The 21,093-nt window shown below is 73.1% G+C and carries 24 protein-coding genes; 12 read left to right on the top strand and 12 right to left on the bottom strand.

Features of this window, described 5'->3' with window-relative positions:
* Positions 1-77: 77 nt before the first annotated feature.
* The gene (locus ACIGXJ_RS12885) at positions 78-953 is read left to right on the top strand and encodes an undecaprenyl-diphosphate phosphatase (RefSeq protein ID WP_399643819.1); all 876 of its coding nucleotides are present in this window, start codon (positions 78-80) and stop codon (positions 951-953) included.
* Between the two features lie 413 nt (positions 954-1,366).
* Positions 1,367-1,546, top strand: coding sequence for a hypothetical protein (locus tag ACIGXJ_RS12880; RefSeq protein WP_399643817.1), 180 nt, complete (start codon positions 1,367-1,369; stop codon positions 1,544-1,546).
* 36 nt (positions 1,547-1,582) lie between these two features.
* On the opposite strand, the gene ACIGXJ_RS12875 is transcribed toward ACIGXJ_RS12880, so the two are convergent.
* The gene (locus tag ACIGXJ_RS12875) at positions 1,583-1,810 is read right to left on the bottom strand and encodes a DUF1905 domain-containing protein (protein ID WP_399643815.1); all 228 of its coding nucleotides are present in this window, start codon (positions 1,808-1,810) and stop codon (positions 1,583-1,585) included.
* 163 nt (positions 1,811-1,973) lie between these two features.
* On the opposite strand from ACIGXJ_RS12875, the gene ACIGXJ_RS12870 reads away from it, so the two are divergent.
* Together ACIGXJ_RS12870 and lnt are read left to right on the top strand one after the other, a co-directional pair.
* Positions 1,974-2,453, top strand: a complete 480-nt coding sequence (locus ACIGXJ_RS12870) for a nuclear transport factor 2 family protein (RefSeq protein WP_399643813.1) — start codon at positions 1,974-1,976, stop codon at positions 2,451-2,453.
* A gap of 115 nt (positions 2,454-2,568) precedes the next feature.
* Positions 2,569-4,140 (top strand): apolipoprotein N-acyltransferase, encoded by a 1,572-nt coding sequence (lnt, locus tag ACIGXJ_RS12865; RefSeq protein ID WP_399643811.1) that lies wholly within the window; start codon positions 2,569-2,571, stop codon positions 4,138-4,140.
* On the opposite strand, the gene ACIGXJ_RS12860 is transcribed toward lnt, so the two are convergent.
* Positions 4,058-4,969 carry a Gfo/Idh/MocA family protein gene (locus tag ACIGXJ_RS12860; protein WP_399643808.1) on the bottom strand — a complete coding sequence of 304 codons (912 nt, stop codon included), beginning with the start codon at positions 4,967-4,969 and terminating at the stop codon, positions 4,058-4,060. The two genes, lnt and ACIGXJ_RS12860, sit on opposite strands and share 83 nt — an antisense overlap.
* Entirely contained in the window at positions 4,966-6,258 is a 1,293-nt protein-coding gene (locus ACIGXJ_RS12855) for an FAD-dependent monooxygenase (RefSeq protein WP_399643806.1), read from the bottom strand. Before ACIGXJ_RS12855 ends, ACIGXJ_RS12860 begins: the two co-directional genes overlap by 4 nt.
* On the opposite strand from ACIGXJ_RS12855, the gene ACIGXJ_RS12850 reads away from it, so the two are divergent.
* The 3 genes from ACIGXJ_RS12850 to ACIGXJ_RS12840 all read left to right on the top strand — a co-directional run bounded on the left by ACIGXJ_RS12850 (position 6,257) and on the right by ACIGXJ_RS12840 (position 8,019).
* Positions 6,257-6,889: a TetR/AcrR family transcriptional regulator gene (locus tag ACIGXJ_RS12850; RefSeq protein WP_399643804.1), complete on the top strand. Its 633-nt coding sequence runs from the start codon at positions 6,257-6,259 to the stop codon at positions 6,887-6,889. The two genes, ACIGXJ_RS12855 and ACIGXJ_RS12850, sit on opposite strands and share 2 nt — an antisense overlap.
* On the top strand, positions 6,886-7,395 hold the full coding sequence (locus ACIGXJ_RS12845) for a DinB family protein (protein WP_399643802.1): 510 nt from the start codon (positions 6,886-6,888) through the stop codon (positions 7,393-7,395). Before ACIGXJ_RS12850 ends, ACIGXJ_RS12845 begins: the two co-directional genes overlap by 4 nt.
* 117 nt (positions 7,396-7,512) lie before the next feature.
* Positions 7,513-8,019, top strand: coding sequence for a hypothetical protein (locus tag ACIGXJ_RS12840; RefSeq protein ID WP_399643800.1), 507 nt, complete (start codon positions 7,513-7,515; stop codon positions 8,017-8,019).
* 174 nt (positions 8,020-8,193) lie between these two features.
* Here ACIGXJ_RS12840 and ACIGXJ_RS12835 read toward each other — a convergent pair whose 3' ends face one another.
* The 7 genes from ACIGXJ_RS12835 to ACIGXJ_RS12805 all read right to left on the bottom strand — a co-directional run bounded on the left by ACIGXJ_RS12835 (position 8,194) and on the right by ACIGXJ_RS12805 (position 14,768).
* Complete coding sequence (locus ACIGXJ_RS12835) at positions 8,194-8,724, bottom strand: hypothetical protein (protein WP_399643798.1); 531 nt, start codon at positions 8,722-8,724, stop codon at positions 8,194-8,196.
* A gap of 234 nt (positions 8,725-8,958) precedes the next feature.
* Positions 8,959-9,645 carry a uracil-DNA glycosylase gene (ung, locus tag ACIGXJ_RS12830; protein ID WP_399643795.1) on the bottom strand — a complete coding sequence of 229 codons (687 nt, stop codon included), beginning with the start codon at positions 9,643-9,645 and terminating at the stop codon, positions 8,959-8,961.
* Positions 9,646-9,767: 122 nt separating this feature from the next.
* Positions 9,768-11,351 carry an ABC transporter substrate-binding protein gene (locus ACIGXJ_RS12825; RefSeq protein ID WP_399643793.1) on the bottom strand — a complete coding sequence of 528 codons (1,584 nt, stop codon included), beginning with the start codon at positions 11,349-11,351 and terminating at the stop codon, positions 9,768-9,770.
* Between the two features lie 233 nt (positions 11,352-11,584).
* Positions 11,585-12,346 carry an SDR family oxidoreductase gene (locus tag ACIGXJ_RS12820; RefSeq protein WP_399643791.1) on the bottom strand — a complete coding sequence of 254 codons (762 nt, stop codon included), beginning with the start codon at positions 12,344-12,346 and terminating at the stop codon, positions 11,585-11,587.
* 17 nt (positions 12,347-12,363) lie between these two features.
* Positions 12,364-13,125 carry a 3-oxoacyl-ACP reductase FabG gene (gene fabG, locus ACIGXJ_RS12815; protein WP_399643789.1) on the bottom strand — a complete coding sequence of 254 codons (762 nt, stop codon included), beginning with the start codon at positions 13,123-13,125 and terminating at the stop codon, positions 12,364-12,366.
* Between the two features lie 441 nt (positions 13,126-13,566).
* Positions 13,567-13,983 (bottom strand): DUF3037 domain-containing protein, encoded by a 417-nt coding sequence (locus ACIGXJ_RS12810; RefSeq protein ID WP_399644831.1) that lies wholly within the window; start codon positions 13,981-13,983, stop codon positions 13,567-13,569.
* A 29-nt stretch (positions 13,984-14,012) separates the two neighbouring features.
* Positions 14,013-14,768: a HipA family kinase gene (locus tag ACIGXJ_RS12805; RefSeq protein WP_399643787.1), complete on the bottom strand. Its 756-nt coding sequence runs from the start codon at positions 14,766-14,768 to the stop codon at positions 14,013-14,015.
* A 155-nt stretch (positions 14,769-14,923) separates the two neighbouring features.
* On the opposite strand from ACIGXJ_RS12805, the gene ACIGXJ_RS12800 reads away from it, so the two are divergent.
* Together ACIGXJ_RS12800 and ACIGXJ_RS12795 are read left to right on the top strand one after the other, a co-directional pair.
* Complete coding sequence (locus tag ACIGXJ_RS12800) at positions 14,924-15,349, top strand: Rieske (2Fe-2S) protein (protein ID WP_399643785.1); 426 nt, start codon at positions 14,924-14,926, stop codon at positions 15,347-15,349.
* A 488-nt stretch (positions 15,350-15,837) separates the two neighbouring features.
* Positions 15,838-16,308, top strand: coding sequence for a pyridoxamine 5'-phosphate oxidase family protein (locus ACIGXJ_RS12795; RefSeq protein ID WP_399643783.1), 471 nt, complete (start codon positions 15,838-15,840; stop codon positions 16,306-16,308).
* Here ACIGXJ_RS12795 and ACIGXJ_RS12790 read toward each other — a convergent pair.
* Positions 16,271-17,212 carry a LysR family transcriptional regulator gene (locus ACIGXJ_RS12790; RefSeq protein ID WP_399643781.1) on the bottom strand — a complete coding sequence of 314 codons (942 nt, stop codon included), beginning with the start codon at positions 17,210-17,212 and terminating at the stop codon, positions 16,271-16,273. The two genes, ACIGXJ_RS12795 and ACIGXJ_RS12790, sit on opposite strands and share 38 nt — an antisense overlap.
* Before the next feature lie 74 nt (positions 17,213-17,286).
* On the opposite strand from ACIGXJ_RS12790, the gene ACIGXJ_RS12785 reads away from it, so the two are divergent.
* Positions 17,287-18,249 (top strand): DMT family transporter, encoded by a 963-nt coding sequence (locus tag ACIGXJ_RS12785; protein WP_399643779.1) that lies wholly within the window; start codon positions 17,287-17,289, stop codon positions 18,247-18,249.
* A gap of 54 nt (positions 18,250-18,303) precedes the next feature.
* Here the strand turns inward: ACIGXJ_RS12785 and ACIGXJ_RS12780 are convergent, their stop codons facing one another.
* Entirely contained in the window at positions 18,304-19,635 is a 1,332-nt protein-coding gene (locus ACIGXJ_RS12780) for an aminotransferase class I/II-fold pyridoxal phosphate-dependent enzyme (RefSeq protein WP_399643777.1), read from the bottom strand.
* A 35-nt stretch (positions 19,636-19,670) separates the two neighbouring features.
* Here ACIGXJ_RS12780 and ACIGXJ_RS12775 point away from each other — a divergent pair, with 35 nt between their 5' ends.
* Together ACIGXJ_RS12775 and ACIGXJ_RS12770 are read left to right on the top strand one after the other, a co-directional pair.
* A complete protein-coding gene (locus ACIGXJ_RS12775) occupies positions 19,671-20,354 on the top strand; it encodes a pyridoxamine 5'-phosphate oxidase family protein (RefSeq protein WP_399643775.1) in 684 nt (227 codons plus the stop codon).
* Entirely contained in the window at positions 20,354-20,986 is a 633-nt protein-coding gene (locus ACIGXJ_RS12770) for an FMN-binding negative transcriptional regulator (RefSeq protein WP_399643772.1), read from the top strand. The genes ACIGXJ_RS12775 and ACIGXJ_RS12770 overlap by 1 nt, the downstream gene beginning before the upstream one ends.
* Positions 20,987-21,093: the final 107 nt, after the last annotated feature.

Raw genomic sequence — 21,093 nt, 5'->3', positions numbered from 1 at the left:
ACACCGACCTTCGCGCACGGGGGTCCGGTGTGTCCGTCGCCCGTTGCACGATCGGCACTCTTGGACTCCGTAACTTCATGTCTTGGTTCGAATCACTCATCCTCGGACTCGTCCAGGGGCTGACCGAGTTCCTCCCCGTGTCCTCCAGCGCGCACCTGCGGCTGACCGCGGCCTTCTCGGGCTGGGAGGACCCGGGCGCGGCCTTCACGGCGATCACGCAGATCGGCACGGAGGCGGCGGTGCTGATCTACTTCCGCAAGGACATCGGCCGCATCCTGTCGGCGTGGTCGCGCTCGCTGTTCGACAAGGCGGCGCGCAAGGACCACGACGCCCAGATGGGCTGGCTGGTGATCGTCGGCTCGATCCCGATCGGTGTGCTCGGCGTGACGCTGAAGGACCAGATCGAGGGCCCGTTCCGTGACCTCCGCATCACCGCGACCATGCTGATCGTGGTCGGCGTGATCATCGGCATCGCCGACCGGCGAGCGGCCCGCGACGAGACGGGCGGCAAGCACCGCGCCGCACGCCCCCGCAAGGGTCTGCAGGACCTCGGCGTCCGCGACGGCCTCATCTTCGGCCTGTGCCAGGCGTGCGCGCTCATCCCGGGCGTCTCCCGTTCCGGCGCCACCATCAGCGGCGGCCTCTTCATGGGCTACCAGCGCGAGGCCGCGGCCCGCTACTCCTTCCTCCTCGCCATCCCCGCCGTCCTCGCCTCGGGCACCTTCGAGCTGAAGGACGCCCTCGAGGGCGGGCACGTCTCCTGGGGTCCGACGGTCTTCGCCACGATCATCGCCTTCGCGACCGGGTACGCGGTGATCGCGTGGTTCATGAAGTTCATCTCGACCAAGAGCTTCATGCCCTTCGTCTGGTACCGGGTCATCCTCGGCGTGGTGCTGATCGCGCTGGTCATGGCGGGTGCGCTGAGCCCGCACGCGGCCGAGTCCGCCGGCTGACACCGGGGAAGGGCCGCCGTTTCCCCGCTGTCGCACGGCGAGCCCGCCCGTCGCCCGCCCGCTCCGGTTCGCGGGGAGCGGACGCAGGACGCAGGCCCCTCACGCGGCTCCGCCCCCGACTTCGCGAAGTCGACCTGAACACACTGCTCGACTCGTGGCCCACCGGCCCCACCGAGGCGGCCGCGCTGTGCGGATTCGGCCAGGGGTACGACGGCGATCCACTCGGTCACCTGGGCGAACACATCGGGGTGATGCGGGAGTTCCACGCGGCGGCAGCCCGGCGAGGGCCGGGTGCCGCGGTGCGGACGCACTGAGCGCGGGGTCGGCGGCGGGGCGCGGACGTGGCCGATCCCCTACCGTTCGTGTAGTCAGCCGGTAGCGCTCTGTCAGTTCTTGCCCCTAGGCTTGCTCGCATGTCCCCCGATTCCGAGGCCCCTGGTTCCGTGCGCTCTGCCGCGGAGGTCAACGAGCGGATCCGCGCGTTGTGGCGCCGCGCGGGAGGCTCGCTGAGCGCTCAACAGCGGGCGGAGTACGAGCTGTTGGTCGTCGAGTGGGCCAAGGCGATGCGCGAGGAGGTGCTGGAGGCGGCCTGAGGAGGGCGGGACCTCGCGGGGCGTGCCGCGGCGGCCTCAGGCGCCGAGGCGGACCTTCAGGCCCACCGTGACCTCGTCACCCGGCGACACCCCGTGGGGGCGCCGTACGGCAGCCTTGAGCGGCAGCAGGTGGCCGCCGTCCTCGGGGAACAGCGAGGTGCCGAAGGCGAGTCCGCCGATGCGGGCCTCGACCGGGATCACTCCCCGGCCATAGGTGGCGAGGGCCGCGACCTCACGTATGTCGGCGGACTCCGGGTCCGGCACGGCGACGAAGTGGTACGGCGACGAAGTGGTACGGCGACGGACCGCGCCACTCGATCACAGGGCCCGCGAAGGCCGGTTCCACGGCAGTCCCCCTTCCCCTCCGTCGACGGCCGACTCTGTCACGCCCCTTGGCTGCTCGCCGCGCCGGCCCGACACTGACCCGATGACGCAGCGCGTGGAGCTCGCGACCGTGATGGACCGACTGGCCGTGGACGGGCTGGTCACCGACTACGCCGTGGCGTTGGACGACGGCGACTGGGAGGCGTACCGGAAGCTCTTCACGCAGGACGGACGGGCGGACTACCGTTCCGCGGGCGGGATCGAGGGGCATGTGCGGGACGTCGCCGTGTGGCTGGCGGAGCAACTCGGCCCGTTCCCGATGCGGCAGCATCTGATCGTCAACCGGCGGGTGCGGTTCGAGGTGCTGGAGCGGGACGTCGGGGACACCGCGCGCGTGCAGGCCGACTACATCAGCCCGATGGGCCGGCTCACCGACGGCTGCGCCGCACCGGAGCTGGTGTGCGGCGGGCGATGCGTGTTCACGCTGGTCCGGACGGACGACGGCTGGCGGCTGCGCGAGGTGATCGTGCGCGAGAAGTGGCGGCGCCTGCCGGACCGCGTCGCCGCACCTGTGATCAACTGAGCCGATTCCCCGACCCCGGACCGCCCCCGGTACCCCGGTCCACCCGAGATCGTCCCCTGTACCGAGATCGTCCACGGGGTGACACTGGAGGCCCACCGGGGTAGGGAGGCGCCGTATGAGGAACTTCGGCCAGTGGCTCGCCTCCCCGTGGCGGCGCTCGGTGCTCGCCGCGCTCGCGGGTGCCCTGCCCATGCTCGCCTTCCCGGCCCCCGCCCTGTGGTGGGTCGCGCCGGTCGCGCTCGTGCCCTGGATCCTGCTGGCGCGCACCGCGCCGACCGGGCGCAGAGCGGCGTACGACGGCTGGTGGGGCGGGTTCGGGTTCATGCTGGCCGTGCACCACTGGCTGCTGCCGAGCCTGCACGTGTTCACGTTCGTCATCGCCGCCCTGCTCGGCGCGCTGTGGGCGCCCTGGGGCTGGCTGGTGCGGCGCTGCCTCTCGGGTGAGCCGGGAGCGCGCCGGGTCGGTGCCGCGCTGCTCGCCCTGCCGTCGGCCTGGCTGGCGGTGGAGCTGGTGCGCTCCTGGCAGGGGCTGGGCGGGCCGTGGGGCATGCTCGGCGCCAGTCAGTGGCAGGTGGCGCCCGCGTTGCGGCTGGCGTCGGTGGGCGGCGTCTGGCTGCTGAGCCTGCTGCTGGTGGCGGTGAACACCGCGCTGGCGGTGCTGATCGTGGTGCGCGCCGCCCGGCTGCCCGCCCTCGCCGCGCTGCTCGCCACGGCCGCCGCGACCTCGGCCGCGTGGCTGTGGGCGCCCCGGCCGCACGTGGCGAAGCAGGTCCGTGTCGCCGTCGTCCAGCCCGGTGTGATCGAGGGCGACCGCAGCGGGGACCGCCGCTTCGACCGTGAGGAGCGGCTCACCCGCGCGCTCGCCGGACAGGACCTCGACCTGATCGTGTGGGGCGAGAGCAGTGTCGGCTTCGACCTGGGCGCGCGCCCCGACCTGGCCCGTCGTATCGCCGCGCTGTCCCGGGTCACCGGCGCGGAGATCCTGGTCAACGTCGACGCCCGGCGCTCGGACCGGCCCGGCATCTACAAGAGCTCGGTCCTGCTCGGGCCCGACGGCCTCACCGGCGACCGCTACGACAAGATGCGCCTGGTCCCCTTCGGCGAGTACGTGCCCGCCCGCTCCCTGCTCGGCTGGGCCACCTCCGTCGGCAAGGCGGCCGGCGAGGACCGCATGCGCGGCACCGAGCAGGTGGTGATGGACGTACGGGGACTGCAGGTGGGCCCGATGGTCTGCTTCGAGTCGGCGTTCCCGGACATGAGCCGCAGGCTCGCGAAGGACGGCGCCGAGGTCCTCGTCGCCCAGTCGGCCACCTCCACCTTCCAGCAGAGCTGGGCGCCCGGACAGCACGCCTCACTGGCCGCGCTGCGCGCCGCCGAGACCGGCCGCCCGATGGTGCACGCCACCCTCACCGGGGCGTCGGCGGTGTACGGCCCCGACGGTGCCCGCGCCGGCTCCTGGCTGGGCACCGAGGCGAGCGCGACCCGGGTGTACGAGGTGCCGCTGGCGTACGGCACCACGCCCTACGTCCGCTTCGGCGACTGGCCGGTGCAGGCCGCCCTGCTGGTGCTCGCGGCGCTCGGCGCCACGGAGGCCGCCCGGCGGCTCAGGCTGCGCCGGAACGCTCCTGAACCGCACGGACCACCCGCTCGCACAGTTCGTGAGTCGCCAGCGCGTCCCGCGCGCTGAGCACCTTGCCCGCGCGCACGGCTTCCAGGAAGCGCAGCGCCACCTGCTCGATGCCGCGCTGGCGGGCGACCGGCACCCAGTCGCCGCGCCGCCGCACGGTCGGCTGGCCCTTGTGGTCGATCACCTCGGCGATGTTGAGCACCTGCCGCTTGGAGTCCTGCCCGGAGACCTCCAGGATCTCCTCGGTCGAGCCGCTGAGCCGGTTCATCACGCCGAGCGCGGTGAAGCCGTCCCCGGCGAGCTGCAGCACGACGTGGTGCATCAACCCGCCCTCCACACGCGCGCGTACCGTCACGTCGTCGATCGGGCCCGGCACCAGGAAGCGCAGCGTGTCCACGACGTGGATGAAGTCGTCGAGGATCATCGACCGCGGTTCCTCGGGCAGCCCGACGCGGTTCTTCTGCATCACGATCAGCTCGCGCGGATGGTCGGCGCACTGCGCGTACGCGGGCGCGTGCCGCCGGTTGAAGCCGACCGCCAGCGACACCCCGCGCTCCTCGGCGAGCCGCACCAGCCGCTCGGAGTCCGCGAGTTCGTACGCCATCGGCTTGTCGACGTACGTCGGTACGCCCGCCTGGAGCAGCCGCGTGACGATCTCGGGGTGCGCCGCGGTCGGCGCGTGCACGAACGCCGCGTCCAGTCCCTGCGCGAGCAGCGCGTCCAGGTCCCGGTGCCGCTGCCCCGCGGGCAGGTGCAGGCTGTCGCCGACCCGGTCGAGGGTGGCCGGCGTACGCGTCTGGAGATGCAGCTCGATCCCCGGCTGCACTCCCAGCACCGGCAGATACGCCTTCTGCGCGATGTCGCCGAGTCCGATGCAGCCGACCTTCACGGGGTTCTCCTCTGTGCCGGGGTCTGCCCGGCAGCATACGGCGCCTGCGGCGGACGCCAGTCGGCGATCCCGTCGAAGGACCGCAGGAACAGCGCCGGCCCGACCGCCGACAACCCCGCCATCAGCGCGTTGCGTACGGCCATCAGGGCGCGGTTGGGCGTCATGTTGAGCCGGGCCACCCTGACGGCCTGCCGCGCCACGGCCGTCGTACGGGGCAGGCGCGCGGCCGTGTAGGCGGGCAGGTCGGCGCAGTGGTGGGCGAGCACGACCGCGTCCTCGACGGCCTGGTTGCCGCCCTGGCCGAGGGTCGGCGGCATGGCGTGCGCGGCGTCGCCGAGCAGCGCCACGCGGCCGCGGTGGTAGGCGGGAAGGGGCCGCGCGATGTGGTGGACGTCGTGCCGCTGGACGTCCTCGGGCCGGGCCGCGGCGAGGATCGCGGGGATCGGGTGGTGCCAGTCGCCGAAGCGGCGCAGCAGTTCGGCCCGCTCGTCGGGGGCGCGCTCACCGGCCCGGGCGAGTGCGGCGCCGTAGGCGTAGACCCGGCCGTCCTTCAGCGGATGGCTGCCCCAGATGCGGCCGCGTCCCCAGCTCTCGTGCGAGGCGAACTCGGTGCCCGGCAAGGGGATCATGACCCGCCAGGTCGTGAAGCCCGAGTACACGGTGCCCGGGTGCTCGGGGAACAGCGTGCCGCGGACGGCGGAGCGGATGCCGTCGGCGCCCACCACCAGGTCGGCCTCCAGCTCTCCGTCGGGCGTGGCCACGCGCGCGGGGCGGCCCGCGTCGCCGGGGTCGGTGAGGGTCGCGGCGGTGGCCGTGCGGATCGCGCCGGGCGGCAGTTGTGCGGCGAGGCGCTCGACGAGCGTGGCGCGCGGCAGCAGCACGAGCGGCCCGCCGAACCGCGCGGCCGCCGCCGTGGCGTCGGCCCTGGACAGCCAGCGCCCGCCGGGTGTGCGCAGCCCGCCGTCGCCCTGCCAGGCGGCGAGGTCGCGGATCTCGTCGCCGAGGCCGATCACGTCCAGCGCGCGCAGGGAGTTGGGGGCGAGCGAGATGGCCGCCCCGACCGGTTCCAGCGAGGGTGCCCGCTCCAGGACGGTGACCTCCCGTCCGGCGCGGTGCAGGGCCGCCGCCGCGGTCAGCCCGCCGATGCCCCCGCCGATGACCACGACCCGTCGTACGCCTGCCATGACTCCTCCTCGCCACACTCCCGCGACTACACCCGTAGTGAAGCCCACGACCGACTGTACTACGGATGTAGTTGAGGGTGCGATCCCGGGTAGGTTGATGTCCATGTCCGCACGCACCACCGGTCCAGCCCGCGCCGACCTCGTCGCCGACGCCGCTCTCGCCCTCCTCGCCGAGCGCGGGATGCGCGGGCTCACCCACCGGGCGGTCGACGAGACCGCCGGGCTCCCCCAGGGCTCGACCTCCAACGTGGCCCGCACCCGGCAGGCCCTGCTCGAACTGGCCGTGCGCCGGCTCGCCCAACGTGAGGCCGAGGTCCTCGCCCTGGACGAGCTGCCCGACCCCCGCGGCGGCCTCGACGCGCTGGTGGGCGGGCTCGCCCTCGCCACCCACCGCGCCCTGACCCGCAACCGCGAACTCACCCTCGCCCGCTACGAACTCGCCCTGGAGGCCACCCGACGCCCGGAGCTGCGCGCCTACTTCGACGCCACGGGCGCCGTCTTCCGGGACCAGCTCAGGGCCTTGGTCGTCGCCCTGGGCTCGGCCTCCCCGGAGCGGCATGTGCTGTCACTGGCCGCCTGGGCCGACGGCCTGATGTTCTCCTGCGTGGCCGGGTCGTTCAACGCGGAGGTGCCCGGCCCGGACGAGGTACGGGCCGGGCTGCGCGAACTGCTCGACGGCATCCTGGGCCGAAATGGCCTGGAGCTGCGCGGGCCGGTGGGAGACCATGAGGCATGACCGACGACCGCACGATGCCCGCCTCGAACGCCGGTGAGCGGGACATGCTCGAAGGCTGGCTGGAGTTCCACCGGCAGACCCTGGCCCGCAAGTGCGAGGGCCTGAGCGACGAGCAGTTGCGCACAGCGGCCGTCGAGCCGTCCGAGCTGACCCTGCTGGGGCTCGTGCGGCACATGGCGGAGGTGGAGCGCATCTGGTTCCGCAAGGTCCTGGCGGACGAACCCGCGACGCCCATCTGGTTCAGCGACGAGGACCCGGACGGCGAGTTCCACCTGGCCGACACCGACACCTGGGAAGAAGCCCACGCCACCTGGCAGTCCGAGATCGCCGTCGCCCGCGACAACGCCGCGGGCGTCGGCCTGGACGACCTCTCCGAGGGACGCACCCGGCACGGCGGCTCGCCCAGCCTGCGCTGGATCTACACCCACATGATCGAGGAGTACGCCCGGCACAACGGCCACGCCGACCTCATCCGCGAACGCCTCGACGGCGTCACCGGATACTGACGGCACGTCACCCCTCGGGCGCCCGCGCCCTCCCTACGGGGCCGGAGATCACCCGTGCGGGGCATCCTGCGCCTGTCCGCTGCCCCCTGCGCGGGCGGACCCAGCAGAGTTGCGCGGGTGCATCGAACGACGACCACCGCAACGCTCCTGGTCACCGTGGCCGTCTCGGCCCTCACGGGCTGTGTGACGGTCCAGCGCCCGCCGGTCTCCGGCCCTCCGGCGGCACCGACCCAGCCGTCGGTGCCACGCCCGGACGGGCACGCCGAGCCGCAGGTCGTGCAGGCGCCCGCCCGCGAGGCCCTGGAGCTGGCCGGCCGCCGCCGTCCCCCGACACCACCCCGGCCGTCCACGCCGGCCACCCACGCACCGCAGGTCCCGGCCCCACGGCAGGCCCCCGTCGCACGCCCACCCGCGCCTCGCGTCCCGCACCCGGACCGCCCCCGCCCGCACCCCCGCCCTGACAAGCCCCGGCACTTCCGCCCGCACCCGCCCCCGGTGGAGATCCCGGACGTCGCGGAGGCGGTCCGCGGGAACGCCGGCGTATGCGCGCTCGGCAGGCAGTTCGGCGGCTGGCGCGCGGACAGCCCGGAGGCGAGGGCGTGCGAGCAGGTGTACGGGCGATGAGGGGCGCGAGCAGGCGTCCAGGCGGGGGCGCGGAGGCGGTGGGTCGCGCGGCGTGACGGCGGTGAGGAGGCTCGGAGCAGTGCGGCGGTGAGGAGTCCGCCACGGCCGCTGTCCTGCTACGGCGCTGCCGTGGCGGCTCCCAGCCCGTGGACCGCGACGGCCGTGAAGGGCGTGCTAGGGCCGCTGCCGTGGCGGCCCCCAGCCCTCCCCGTCGCGCCCGGGTCCGCCGCCCTCCTCCCGCAGCCTCAGCTCCAGGCGCCCGATGGCGGCCCGGACCCCGTCCCCGTAGCCGTCGTCGGCCAGGGACTCAGCGGCGACGCGGGCGCGGTCGAGGTGGATGCGGGCGGCGTCGGGGCGGGCGAGTTTGACGTAGTCCGCGGCGAGGTTGAGGTGCAGTGAGGGGTAGAGGGCGCGCACGGCGGGGGCGCCCTCGTGCGCGGCGAGGCGGTCGTCGGTGAGCTCCTCCGCGGCCGTGAGGGCTCTGAGGTCCCAGGCCAGTTCGGCGTCGGCGTCGTCCTGGGTGTCGGCCATGTAGTGGGCCAGCGTGCACCGGTGCAGCGGGTCGCCGTCCTCGCCGATCTCGGCCCACAGGGCGAGGAACCGGTCGCGGGCCTCCTCGCGGTCGCCCGCGTGATGCAGCATGACGACCTGCCCGATGCGTGTCATCACGGCATCCGGTGCCGCCTGCTCCTGTCGCTCCACCATCAGGCCCTCCGCATCTTCCCGGCGCCGACCCGCCGCGGGGCGCCCCCGCTGCCCGGCTCCCCGGACACGTCGTAGGCGCCGGACACCCCGGACACCCCGGACCCTCCGAACGCTAACCGCAGGGCACTGCGATCCCGGCCAGGCGGGCCCGTACGGCACGGCGCACACGCGGCAGGGAAGCTGACCCGCGCCGGGCCGGCCCCGCGGGGAACCGGCCCGACGACGGGGCGCCGGTCAGGCCCCGAGGTTCGGGATGCGCCAGTCGATCGGCGTGTGCCCCTGCGCGGCGACGGCCTCGTTGATCTGCGTGAACGGGCGGGAGCCGAAGAACTTCTTGGCCGACAGCGGCGAGGGGTGGGCGCCCTTCACCACCACATGCCGGCTCTCGTCGATGAGCGGCAGCTTCTTCTGGGCGTAGTTGCCCCACAGCACGAAGACCGCGGGGTCGGGACGCCCGGCCACCGCGCGGATCACCGCGTCGGTGAACTTCTCCCAGCCCTTGCCCTTGTGCGAGTTGGCCTCACCGGCGCGGACGGTGAGCACCGCGTTGAGCAGCAGGACGCCCTGGCGGGCCCACGGCATCAGATAGCCGTTGTCCGGGATCGGCAGGCCGAGCTCCTCCTGCATCTCCTTGTAGATGTTCCGCAGGGAGGGCGGGGTCTTGACGCCCGGCCGCACCGAGAAGCACAGGCCGTGCCCCTGGCCCTCGCCGTGGTACGGGTCCTGGCCCAGGACCAGGACCTTCACCTGGTCGAACGGCGTCGCGTCCAGCGCGGCGAAGACCTCCTCGCGCGGCGGGTAGACGGGACCCTTCGCCCGCTCCTCCTCGACGAACTCCGTCAGCTCCTTGAAGTAGGGCTGCTGCAGTTCGTCGCCCAGAACCCCGCGCCAGGACTCGGGCAGCATGGCGATGTCGGTCACGTCAACTTCCTTACGGTGTGCGGTCGGTTCCAAGACTTCCAGCACTCAGAACCTACCGCCGCCCACTGACAACGCCCCGGGGAGCATCCGTCGCGGAGCCCCGGGGCCCGCCGGCCGGCCTGCTACCAGCTGGTCTTCCGCTGGAGCTCCCACATCATCATGATCGTCGACGGGTCGAGCGCCTGCGCCCCGCCGGAGATCTCCTCGCTCGCGGCGATGTACTGCCTGCCCTGCCACAGCGGCAGCAGCCGGGCGTCCTTGACGAGGATCTCCTGGGCCTCCTCGAAGTCCCGCACGACCCGTCCGCGGTCGCTCTCGCGGCGCGAGCGCGGCAGCAGGACACCGGTGATCTCGGGCGCCGGGTACGGCGTGCCGAGCGCGTTCTCCTCGCCGACGAACGGCGCGACGAAGTTGTCCGGGTCCGGGAAGTCGGGGAACCAGCCACGGCCGAACACCGGGTACTCGCCGTTCTGGTAGCCCTCGACGTACGTCTTCCAGGGCCGGCTCTTCAGCGTGACCTCGAACAGCCCGGAGGCGTCCAGCTCGCGCTTGAGCTCCTTGAACATCACGGCGGTCTCGGAGCCGTAGCGGTCGGTGGTGTACCAGAGCTCCAGCGGGACCGGCTCGTCGATGCCCGCGTCGGTGAGGATCTTGCGGGCCTTGTCGGGGTCGGGGTCGCCGAAGCTGTCGAAGAAGCCGGTGGTGTGGCCGGTGAGGCCGGTGGGGACCATGGAGTACAGCGGGTCCACGGTGTCCTTGTAGATCTTGTGCGCGATGGCCGCCCGGTCGACGATCTGGGCGACCGCCTTGCGCACGGCAGGCTTGCCCGCCCACGGGTCCTCCGGGTTGAACACCAGATAGCTGATGTCGGTGCCGGTGCCCTCGACGAGCTGGAGGTCCTCGTCGGCGTCCTTGCTCTGCAGGTCGACGATGTCGTCGGCGGCGAGGCCTCGGTAGGTGACGTCGATGGTCTTGTCGCGCAGGGCCTTGACCATGGCGGACGAGTCCTGGAAATAGCGGATCGTCACGGCGTCGTTGTGCCGCTCGGCGGGACCCTTGTAGTTCTCGTTGCGGACGAGTTCGGCCTTGTCGTTCTCGGAGTACGACTCGAGCGTGTAGGGGCCGGAGCCCTCGATGCGTCCGTTGTCCTCGTGGAGTTCGTCGGCCGGGTAGGTGTCCGGGTCGACGATGGACAGGGCCGGGGTGGCCAGTACGAACGGGAAGGTCGCGTCGGCCGTCTTCAGGTGGAAGACCACCTCCTGATCGCCCTTGGTCTCGACCCGGTCCAGGCTGCCGAGCAGTCCGTGCGGTCCGGCCTTGATCTTCAGGATGCGGTCGACGGAGTGCTTGACGGCCTCGGCGTCCAGCTTGCCGCCGTCGGAGAACTTCAGTCCGCCGCGCAGTTCGCAGCGGTAGGTGCGGTTGGTGGTGTCCGTGAAGGCGCACTCCTCGGCCGCGTCGGGCTGGGGCGTGGTGGCCCCGTCGGGGTAGCTCAGCAGGGTCTGGTAGACGTTGCGGAACAGCTCCCAGGAGCCGTCCCAGGAAGCGGCCGGATCCAACGTACTGGGGGCGCTGGTCGTCCCCACCACGATCGGTCCCTGGTCCTCGTCACCACCGTCGGAGAACAGACTGCAGCCGGTTGCCAGGGATATGGACGCGATTGCCGCGATTCCCCGCAGGCATCGGTTCCGGTTGAACACGCGCACGCTCCTCGATCTGCCATACCAAGGGTCGGCAGACCCTATCGCAGCGTCCGTACCGGTTGGAGGGCTCGTTCGGCGGCAACTTGATCACTTCCGCTGTGACTACGTTGTCATGGGCCTCTGAGCTGCCTCTTCGACGACAAGGGCGCCGTTTCCGTAAACCGGAATCCGTCACAGGAGACGGGCCGGAGGGAAACGGCGCCCGGGTCGCTCACACCGCGGGGGCGGTCAGCGGCTCACGCGACACCGGCGTTGAGGAAGATTCCGCCGTCCACCACGAGCGTCTGGCCGGTGACCCAGTCGGACTGGTCGGAGGTGAGGAACGCGGCCGCGCCGCCGATGTCCGAGGGCACGCCGAGCCGCTTGAGCGGGTACGCCGCGGCGGCCTCCTCCTCGCGGCCCTCGTACAGGGCCTGGGCGAACTTGGTCTTGACCACGGCCGGGGCGATGGCGTTGACCCGTACCTTCGGGGCGAACTCGTGGGCGAGCTGGACCGTCAGGTTGATCATCGCGGCCTTGCTGACGCCGTAGGCGCCGATGAAGGGCGAGGGCGCGAGGCCCGCGACGGAGGCGATGTTGACGATCGCGCCGCCGTTGTCCTTCTGCCAGGCGTGCCAGGTGCGCTGGGCGAAGCCGAGCGCGGAGATGACGTTGGTCTCGAACACCTTGCGCGCGACGTTCAGGTCGAGGTCGGCGATCGGGCTGTACACCGGGTTCGTGCCGGCGTTGTTGACCAGGTAGTCGACCCGGCCGAAGGCCTCCATCGTGCGCTCGACGGCGGCGGCCTGGTGGGCCTCGTCGTGGGCCTTGCCGGCGACGCCGATGACGCGGTCGGCGCCGAGCGCCTCGACGGCCTCCTTCAGCGCGTCCTCGTTGCGTCCGGTGATGCAGACGCGGTCGCCACGGGCGATCAGGGCCTCGGCCACGCCGTAGCCGATGCCGCGGCTGGCGCCCGTGACGAGGGCGACCTTGCCGGAGAGTGCGGGCAGTTCAGTCATGTCAGTGTCCCTGATCGCTAGTCGAGCGGTCCGCCGGCGACGTACAGCACCTGGCCGGAGACGAAGCCGGCGGCCTCGCCGGTGAAGAAGGCGACGGCGTTGGCGATGTCCTCGGGCTCCCCGACGCGCTGCACCGGGATCATCGAGGCGGCGGCGTTCTTGAAGTCCTCGAAGCCCATGCCGACCCGCTCGGCGGTGGCGGCGGTCATGTCGGTGGCGATGAAGCCGGGGGCGACGGCGTTGGCCGTGATGCCGAACTTGCCGAGCTCCTTGGCGAGGGTCTTGGTGAAGCCCTGCAGACCGGCCTTGGCCGCCGAGTAGTTGGCCTGCCCGCGGTTGCCGAGCGCGGAGGACGAGGAGAGGTTGACGACCCGGCCGAAGCCGGCGTCGACCATGTGCTTCTGCACGGCTCGGGTCATCAGGAACGAGCCCTTGAGGTGCACGTTCATGACGGTGTCCCAGTCGGAGACGCTCATCTTGAACAGCAGGTTGTCGCGCAGCACACCGGCGTTGTTGACCAGGATGGTCGGCGCCCCGAGCTCCTCGGCGACCCGCGCGATGGCAGCCTCGACCTGCGCCTCGTCGGACACGTCGGCCCCGACGGCGATGGCCCTGCCACCGGCCGCGGTGATCTTCTCGACGGTGTCCTTGCAGGCGGCCTCGTCGAGGTCGATCACGGCGACCGCACGGCCCTCGGCCGCGAGCCGCACGGCCGTGGCGGCGCCGATACCGCGCGCGGCGCCGGTTACTACTGCGACCCGCTGTTCAGTGGTGGACATTGCTGGATCTCCTCGCCCTTGAGAGTACGTGGCTTGCGGTGAGCGACCGCTTAGTACCTTCAGCAGACGAGACGCTAGAAGCGATGACACCCCGTGTCAACGCCCCACGGCCCCGTGTGATCCATTACCCGCCGACCGGCCGCCCGGCCCGCAGTCCTGCCCCACCTCCGCGGGCTGCTCCGAGCCGGAACGGGACGACGGTCAGTCACCGACGGCCGATCGACCACAGCAGGACAGCCCGGCCTCCCGGCCGACTTCGACGGCGGCACGCGGGTGGGCAAAGGCCGCGAGGCGGCGAGTCGGCGAGGCGGCGGGAAAGCCGGACGCGGCACCACCCACGACACACGGCCGCCGACGGCGAAGGCGGCGAGGCGGCGAGGCGGCGAGGCGGCGAGGCGGCGAGGCGGCGAGGCGGCAGGACAGCCGAACGGGACCCGCGGGTCACCGCACCAGCAGCGACAGCAACCGCTCCGTCTCCGCCACCGGATCCACGGTGAGTCCCGTGTGGACCGGCCCGGGCTGGACGACCGTCGAGCGCGGAGCCACCAGCCACCGGAACCGCCGCCCGGCATCGTCCCCCGCGGCCTGCCCCGCGAGGGCCCCGCCCCCGCACACCGCCTCCACGGCACGCAGTGCGGCCCGGACCCCCGCCACGTCCGCCGCCGGGTCGAGGGCGAGGAGCCGCGCCTCGTCGAGATGCGTGCGGGCACCGACGTACGCCTGGGCGCGGCAGTACACCAGCACGCCGGCGTTGATGCACTCGCCCCGCTCGACGCGCGGCACGACCCGCAGCACGGCGTACTCGAAGACGTCCTGGCCGCCGCCCTGCCCGGCCCGGGTGATGTGACGCTCGGTCATATGACCGGCCACGTTGATACGCCCGCTGCTCACTTGATCCCCTCGATCCGTTCATGGATGACCGCGGCCCGGGCCACGAGCGGCTCGGCGTAGGCCCGCCGCAGCGCGTCGACGGAGTCGAACCCGGGCTCGTCCGCCAGCCAGACCTCGGGGATCTGCGCGGTGACCTCGGCGAGCAGCTCCTCGGTGACCCGCGGCGCCAGCTCGGCCGCGGCCGCGGCCACATCGGGCGCGAACCCGGCGAGGGCATGGTCGCAGGCGTCGTAGGAGCGCTCGGCGGACTTCTGCGCGCCGGGCCAGTTGTGGTGCCAGATCATCGTGGCGCCGTGGTCGATGAGCCACAGCTCGCCCCGCCACATGAGCATGTTGGGATTGCGCCAGGACCGGTCGACGTTGTTGACCAGCGCGTCGAACCACACGATCCGCCCGGCCTCCTCGGGCTCCACCGAGAAGGCCAGCGGATCGAAGCCGAGGGCACCGGACAGGAACTCCATGCCGAGGTTGGTGCCGCCGCTCGACTTCAGCAGGTCCTGGACCTGCTGCTCGGGCTCGCCGAGTCCGAGGACGGGGTCCAGCTCGACGGTCACCAGCCGGGGCATCCGGAAGCCCAGCCGGCGGGCCAGCTCACCGACGACGACCTCGGCGACGAGCGTCTTGCGGCCCTGGCCGGCGCCGGTGAACTTCAGGACGTACGTCCCCCGGTCGTCCGCCTCGACCAGCCCCGGCAGCGAGCCGCCCTCACGCAGCGGCGTGATGAACCGGGTCGCGTTGACTTCCTTCAGCATCGCCCCAGGTTACTGGGGCGTTCAGGCCCGCCGGGACGCGGCCCGGAGCCCTGGGCGGTACGTTCGGGTGACGACACGCGCGGCGGCTGAACGACGGCGCCGCGCGGGCCGTAACCCTTGACGAGCCAGTGACGTCAGGCGAAGGGAACGGCAGCATGACCAGCGAATCGGTTCGGCCCACGACGGGTCCGGCGCGGCGTACGGTGATCGCGGCGGCCGGCGCGGCGGGCCTCGCCGTCGCACTGACCGCGTGCGGGGACGACGACGACAAGGCGAAGCCGGTGGGCAGCGCCGGCACCGTGCTCGGCAGGACCTCGGAGGTCCCCGAGGGCGGCGGCAAGGTGTTCGGCGACGCGGGTGTGGTCGTCACTCAGCCGACAGCGGGAGAGTTCAAGGCGTTCTCCGCCAAGTGCACGCATCAGGGCTGCGCCGTCAAGGACATCGCGAACGACGTCATCTCCTGTCCCTGTCACGGCAGTGAGTTCTCGGCGACGGACGGCAGTGTGAAGAAGGGCCCGGCGACCCAGCCGCTGCCGGCCGAGAAGATCACCGTGGAGGGCGACACCATCACCCTGACGTGAACGTCAGGCGGCCCGCGGCTGGGCGGGTACCACGCCGCACCCGGCCGCCGGCCCCGTGATCACGACAGACCCGTCGGTGGTGATGAGTGGGGCGACGGTGGCGAGGCGCGCCGGATCATCGCGGCGGTGTACTCGGGGCACCCCGGCAAACGCGTCGGCGATCGCTTCGATGGGCGCCACGGCGGTTGCGGCGGTGTACTCGGGGCACCCCGGCAAACGCGTCGGCGATCGCTTCGGTGGGCGCCACGGCGGTGCATCCGAGGTCCACCGGCGGTGACGGTGGGGATCACCTGCACACCTCTCTGCCGGGCCACCGCCACCGGCCGGGAGGCTCGGGCCGGAGGCCCGATTCCCGCGCGGCATGGCGCTCCCCCTCGCCGACCCCTTGTCAGCGGCGGCCCGCCGGGCGAGGGTGGCGACCGTTGCGTTCCCGGTGAGGGCGCAGCACGCTTGCTTCCTGGCAGGCCGTCAGCCGTAGAGGGGATCGCATGACCGCCACCACCCAACGCCGGGGCCGGAAGATCATGATGACGCCCGACGAGCTGGACGCCTTCCTCGCCGCCGAGCGCATCTGCCGGGTGGCGACCGTCTCCGCCGACGGCGCCCCGCACGTCAGCCCGCTGTGGTTCGCCTGGGACGGCGGCGCGCTGTGGCTGTACTCGATCACCCGCAGCAAGCGGTGGGCCGACCTGCGCCGCGACGGACGCGTGGCGATCACGGTCGACGCCGGGCACGCCTACGACGAGCTGCGCGGCGTGGAGCTGTCCGGCCGCGTCGAGGTGGTGGGCGAGGTGCCGCGCACGGGTGAGCCGTATCCCGAACTCGCGGCGGTGGAGAGCGCGTTCGCCCGCAAGTACTTCGGCATCGACGAGCTGCCGCACGACGGCCGGCACGCCTGGCTGCGGCTGGTGCCGGACGCCGTCAGGTCGTGGGACTTCCGGAAGCTGGCGTCCTGCTAGCCGAGCCCACTCCCTCTCCCGCAGCCCGCAGCGCCCCTACCGCCGCCCGGATCGACGGCCGCCGGTCGGCGTCCGCGCGCCACACGACGTACACATGCCGCCGCACGCGCTGCCGCAGCGGCACCGTCACGACGCCCGCGGGCATCGGATGGCGGCCGAGCAGCGGCGCGATGCACACCCCGAGCCCCGCGGCGACCAGCCCGAGCTGGGTGTGGGTCTCGCCCGCGCGGTGGCCGACGATCGGCTCGACGCCCCGCGAGCGCAGTGTGAACAGCAGCCACTCGTGGCAGAACTCGCCCTCGCCCCAGGTGATCCACTCGTCCTCCGCGAACTCCCCGAGGTCCACCTCGTCCCGGTCCGCGAGCCGGTGCCCGGCGGGCATCGCCACATCGGCCGGGTCGTCCAGGATGGGCGCCTTGACCAGGCCGTCGGGCAGCGGCATCGGCTTGTTGTACCAGTCGAGGACGACGGCGAGGTCGAGGTCACCGCGTACGACGGCCCGGATGCCGTCCTCCGGCTCCAGCTCGCAGGAGCGGACGCGCAGGTTCGGATGCTCGGCGCGCAGCGCGGACAGCGCGGCGGGGAACAGCCCGCGCGCGGCCGTCGGGAACGCCGACAGCCGCAGCTCGCCGACGACCTGTCCGCGCTGCGCCTCCAGGTCGGACTGGGCGAGCTGCACCTGAGACAGGATGCGGGCGGCGTGCTCGGCGAGCAGCCGGCCGGCGTCGGTGAGCCGCACCCCCCGCCCGTGCCTGGCGAGCAGCTGCTGCCCGACCTCCCGCTCCAGCTTGGCCATCTGCTGCGAGACGGCCGACGTGGTGATGTGCAGCCCCTCGGCGGCGCCGCTCACCGAGCCGTGCCGGGCGAGGGCGTCGAGGGTGCGCAGGCGCTCCAGGTTCAACATCTAAGTGATGCTACGAGATAGTGCGCGCGAAATCTCGATTGTGCTACGAGATCATGGCAGGGCACCCTGGTCGCATGACACCCGCCGCCACCGCGACCCCGCTCCCCCGGCCCCGCCTCGACTGGCGGCTGCGCTTCGCCGCGCTGTCGCTGATCTGGGGCTTCAGCTTCCTGCTCATCAAGGTGGGCACCGACGGCTACGCGCCCTTCCAGGTCACGCTGGGCCGCCTGGTCTTCGGTACGGCGGTCCTGGCGGCGGCGATGGCGGTCAGGCGGGAGCGCCTCCCGCGCGGCGCCCGCACCTGGGGTCATCTGGCGGTCGCGGCGTTCCTGCTGAACGCGCTGCCGTTCTCGCTGTTCGCCTACTCCGAGCTGACGATCCCCTCCACCCTGGCCGGCATCTGCAACGCGACCTCGCCGCTGTGGGGCATGGCCCTGTCGCTGGTCGCCCTCTCCGAGGACCGGCCGACCCGGCTGCGGGTCGCGGGGCTGGGCATCGGCTTCCTCGGGGTGCTGACGGTGCTCGGGGCCTGGCAGGGCTTCGCGGGCCTGGACGCCAGGGGCACGACGATGGCGCTGCTGGCCTCCCTCAGCTATCCCGTCGGCTGGATCTACGTCCGCCGCACCCTGGCCGGGTCCGGGCACTCCCACCTCTCCCTCACGGGCGCGCAGTTGCTGCTGGCGACTCTGCAACTGGCGGTCGTCACGCCGCTGTTCACCTCCCTGCCGACGCGTCTCGCGGCCGGACCGCTGCTGGCGATCGCCGCGCTGGGCGCGCTCGGCACCGGCCTCGCGGTCCTCGTCCAGTACGGCCTGGTCGCCGAAGTCGGCCCGACGACGGCCCAGATGGTCACGTACTTCATCCCCGTGATCGCCACGGCCGCCGGCGTGGCCCTGCTCGACGAGCCGCTGACCTGGTCGACGCCGGTCGGCGCGCTGGTCGTCCTGGCGGGCGCCGCCCTCACCCAGGCCCGCCCGAAGCCACGGGAGCAGGTGCCGGCGAAGGCCCCCGCGGCCCGCGAACGCGTGCCCTCCTAGCCCTTAAGACTCTTCTGCGGCCCTCCTGGCCCTCACGGCTCTTCTGCGCCCCTCCTAGACGTACCGCCGCCCCGGCGCTTCCCCCACCGCGGCGGCGATCGCGTCCGCCAGCGGCACCGTGTCCGCCTCGGTCAGGGACGACACGGTGACGCGGATCCCCGGCGGCGACTTCATCCGGAAGCGGGCGCCGGGGGCCACGGCCCAGCCGGCGTGCAGCAGCCGGGCGACCGCGCCGGTCTCGTCGGGCACCGGGATCCACACGTTCATGCCGCTGCGCCCGTGTCCCGTGATCCCCCGGTCGGCGAGCGCGCCGATCAGGGCGTCCCTGCGCCGCCCGTACGCCGCCGCGACCGCGCCCGCGTCGACCGCGCCGCCGGCCCACAGCCGTACGACCGCGCGCTGGGCGATACGGCTGATCCAGCCGGGCCCGAGCCGCTGGCGCCCGCGGACCCGGCCGAGGGTGACCTCGTCGCCGGTGAGCACGGCGAGCCGCAGGTCCGGGCCGTATGCCTTGGCGGCGGAGCGCACGAAGGCCCAGTGCCGGGTGGCACCGGCCAGTGGATGCGGGGGCAGGTCGACGATCCGGTGGCCGTGGTCGTCCTCGATCAGCAGCGTCTCCGGGTGCTCGCGCAGCACGGCGCGCAGGGCACGCGCGCGTGTGGCGCCGACGGCCGCGCCGGTGGGGTTCTGCGCCCGGCAGGTGACGATCAGGGCGCGCGCCCCGCTCTCCAGGGCGGCGCGGACGTCGTCGACGAGCGGGCCGTCGTCGTCGACGCCCACCGGCCGGACGCGCAGTCCGAGCGCCGGGACGAGGTCCAGGACGCTGCCCCAGCCGGGGTCCTCCACGGCCACGGTGTCCCCGGGCTTGAGGTGGGCGGCCAGCACCCGCTCGATGCCGTCCAGCGCCCCGGAGGTGACGGCCACCGGCCCGTCGGGCACCCCGTCGGCGTCCAGGTCGGCCCGCGCGATGCGGACCAGTTCCGGCTCGACCTCGGCGTCGCCGTACAGAACCGGCTCGCGGTCACCCTGGGCGGCCGCCTCGGCGAAGGCCGGAGCCAGCGGGGGCAGCAGCGCCGGGTCCGGGTTGCCGTTCGACACGTCGCGCACGCCGTCCGGCACCTCGACGCGGATGTGGTCGCGCCCGCTGGTGGCGGGCCTGGGCCGCACCCTGCTGCCGCGGCGGCCGTGCGTCTCGATGACCCCGCGCTCGCGCAGGATGCGGTAGGCGGCGGCGACCGTGTTGGGATTCACCCCGAGCTGCTCGGCCAACTCGCGCATGGAGGGCAGCAGTTGGCCCGGCTCCAGGTCACCGGCGGTCACCGCCCGCTCGACGCCGGCGGAAATCTCTGCTGCACCACGACCCTTGATCCGATATTCTCCTAGCACAAAGCCGATTATGCACTAGTACAATGGAGAACGCCATGCAGGGGACCCCGCAGCCGACGGCACCCGCCGCCTACACGCCGACCGACCGCACGGTCCCCACCCGCTCCGCCGACCGGGCCGCCTACGACAAGGAACTCGTGCACGCGATACTCGACGAGGCCTACGTCTGCCACCTCGGCTTCGTCCGCGACGGCGCCCCGGTGGTGCTGCCGACCCTGTACGGCCGGGTCGGCGAGCGGCTCTACGTCCACGGCTCGACCGGCTCGCGCCCGCTGCGGATGACCGGGAAGGCCGACCCGGGCCTGCCGGTGTGCCTGACCGTGACCCATGTCGACGCCCTGGTGCTGGCCCGCTCGGCCTTCCACCACTCGATCAACTACCGCTCGGTGGTGGTGCACGGCATCGCCCATGACGTCACCGACCCCGAGGAGAAGCGCACGGCGCTCGACGCCCTCGTCGACCACGTCCTGCCGGGCCGGTCCGCCGACTCCCGCCCCGCGAACAAGAAGGAGCTGGCTGCCACCGCGGTCATCCGCCTGGACCTGAACGAGGTCTCCGCCAAGCTGCGCACCGGCGGCGTGAACGACGAGCCCGAGGACTACGCCCTCCCCCACTGGGCCGGTCTCCTCCCGCTGCGCAAGGGCTACGACGCCCCCCTCCCGGACGAGAAGCTGGCCGACGGCACGGCCCTCCCGGGCTACCTCTCCGCGGTGCTGTGATGCTGATCCACCCTTGGGACGCGCCCCACGACGACACCGAGTGGCAGCGCTGGCTCGCCGGTCACGACTTCGGCCAGCTCGTCGTCAACAGCCTGCCCGGCGAACCGCCCTGCGCCCAGCCGCTGCACTTCGCCTACGACGCGCGGCGCGGCGACGTCGTGACCCACCTGGCCCGCCCCAATCCGCTCTGGCCCGCGCTGGAGGCGAACCCGGACGTCGTCCTCAGCGTGGTCGACGACTACGTCTACATCCCGGGACCCTGGCAGGCGGCCCCGGGCGACCCTCCCGAGCACGGCACGCCGACCAGCCTCTACGCGGCCGTCCAGCTGCGCTGCCGGGCGTCGATCGTGGACGACCCCGCCGAGAAGGCCGAGCTGCTGAACCGGCAGGTCGGCCACTTCCAGCCGGAGGGAGGCTCGGCCCGCGCGGCGGTGGGCGAGGCGCCGTACGGCCGGATGCTGTCCGGCATCCGGGGGCTGCGGCTGGAGGTGACCGGCGTCCGGGCGAAGTTCAAGTACGCCGGGAGCAAGAAGCCGGAGGTGCGGGACCGTATCGCGGACCGGCTCGGCGAACGCGCCGGGCCCCGGGACGCCGCCGCGCGCGAGCATCTGCTGCGCAGGCGTCCGGCATGACCTGCGCCGGGGCGGGCCCGCACGGGGGTGGGGCCCGCCCCGGCGCACCGACTCACCGGGCCGGCCAGGACGTCCACCCTCCTGACCGGCCGGTACGTCCACCCTCC

The sequence above is a fragment of the Streptomyces sp. NPDC053367 genome, assembly GCF_044545925.1.
GTDB lineage: Bacteria > Actinomycetota > Actinomycetes > Streptomycetales > Streptomycetaceae > Streptomyces.
The sequence above is the reverse complement of the archived record's forward strand: the minus strand, read 5'-3'. Positions and strand labels throughout refer to the sequence as shown.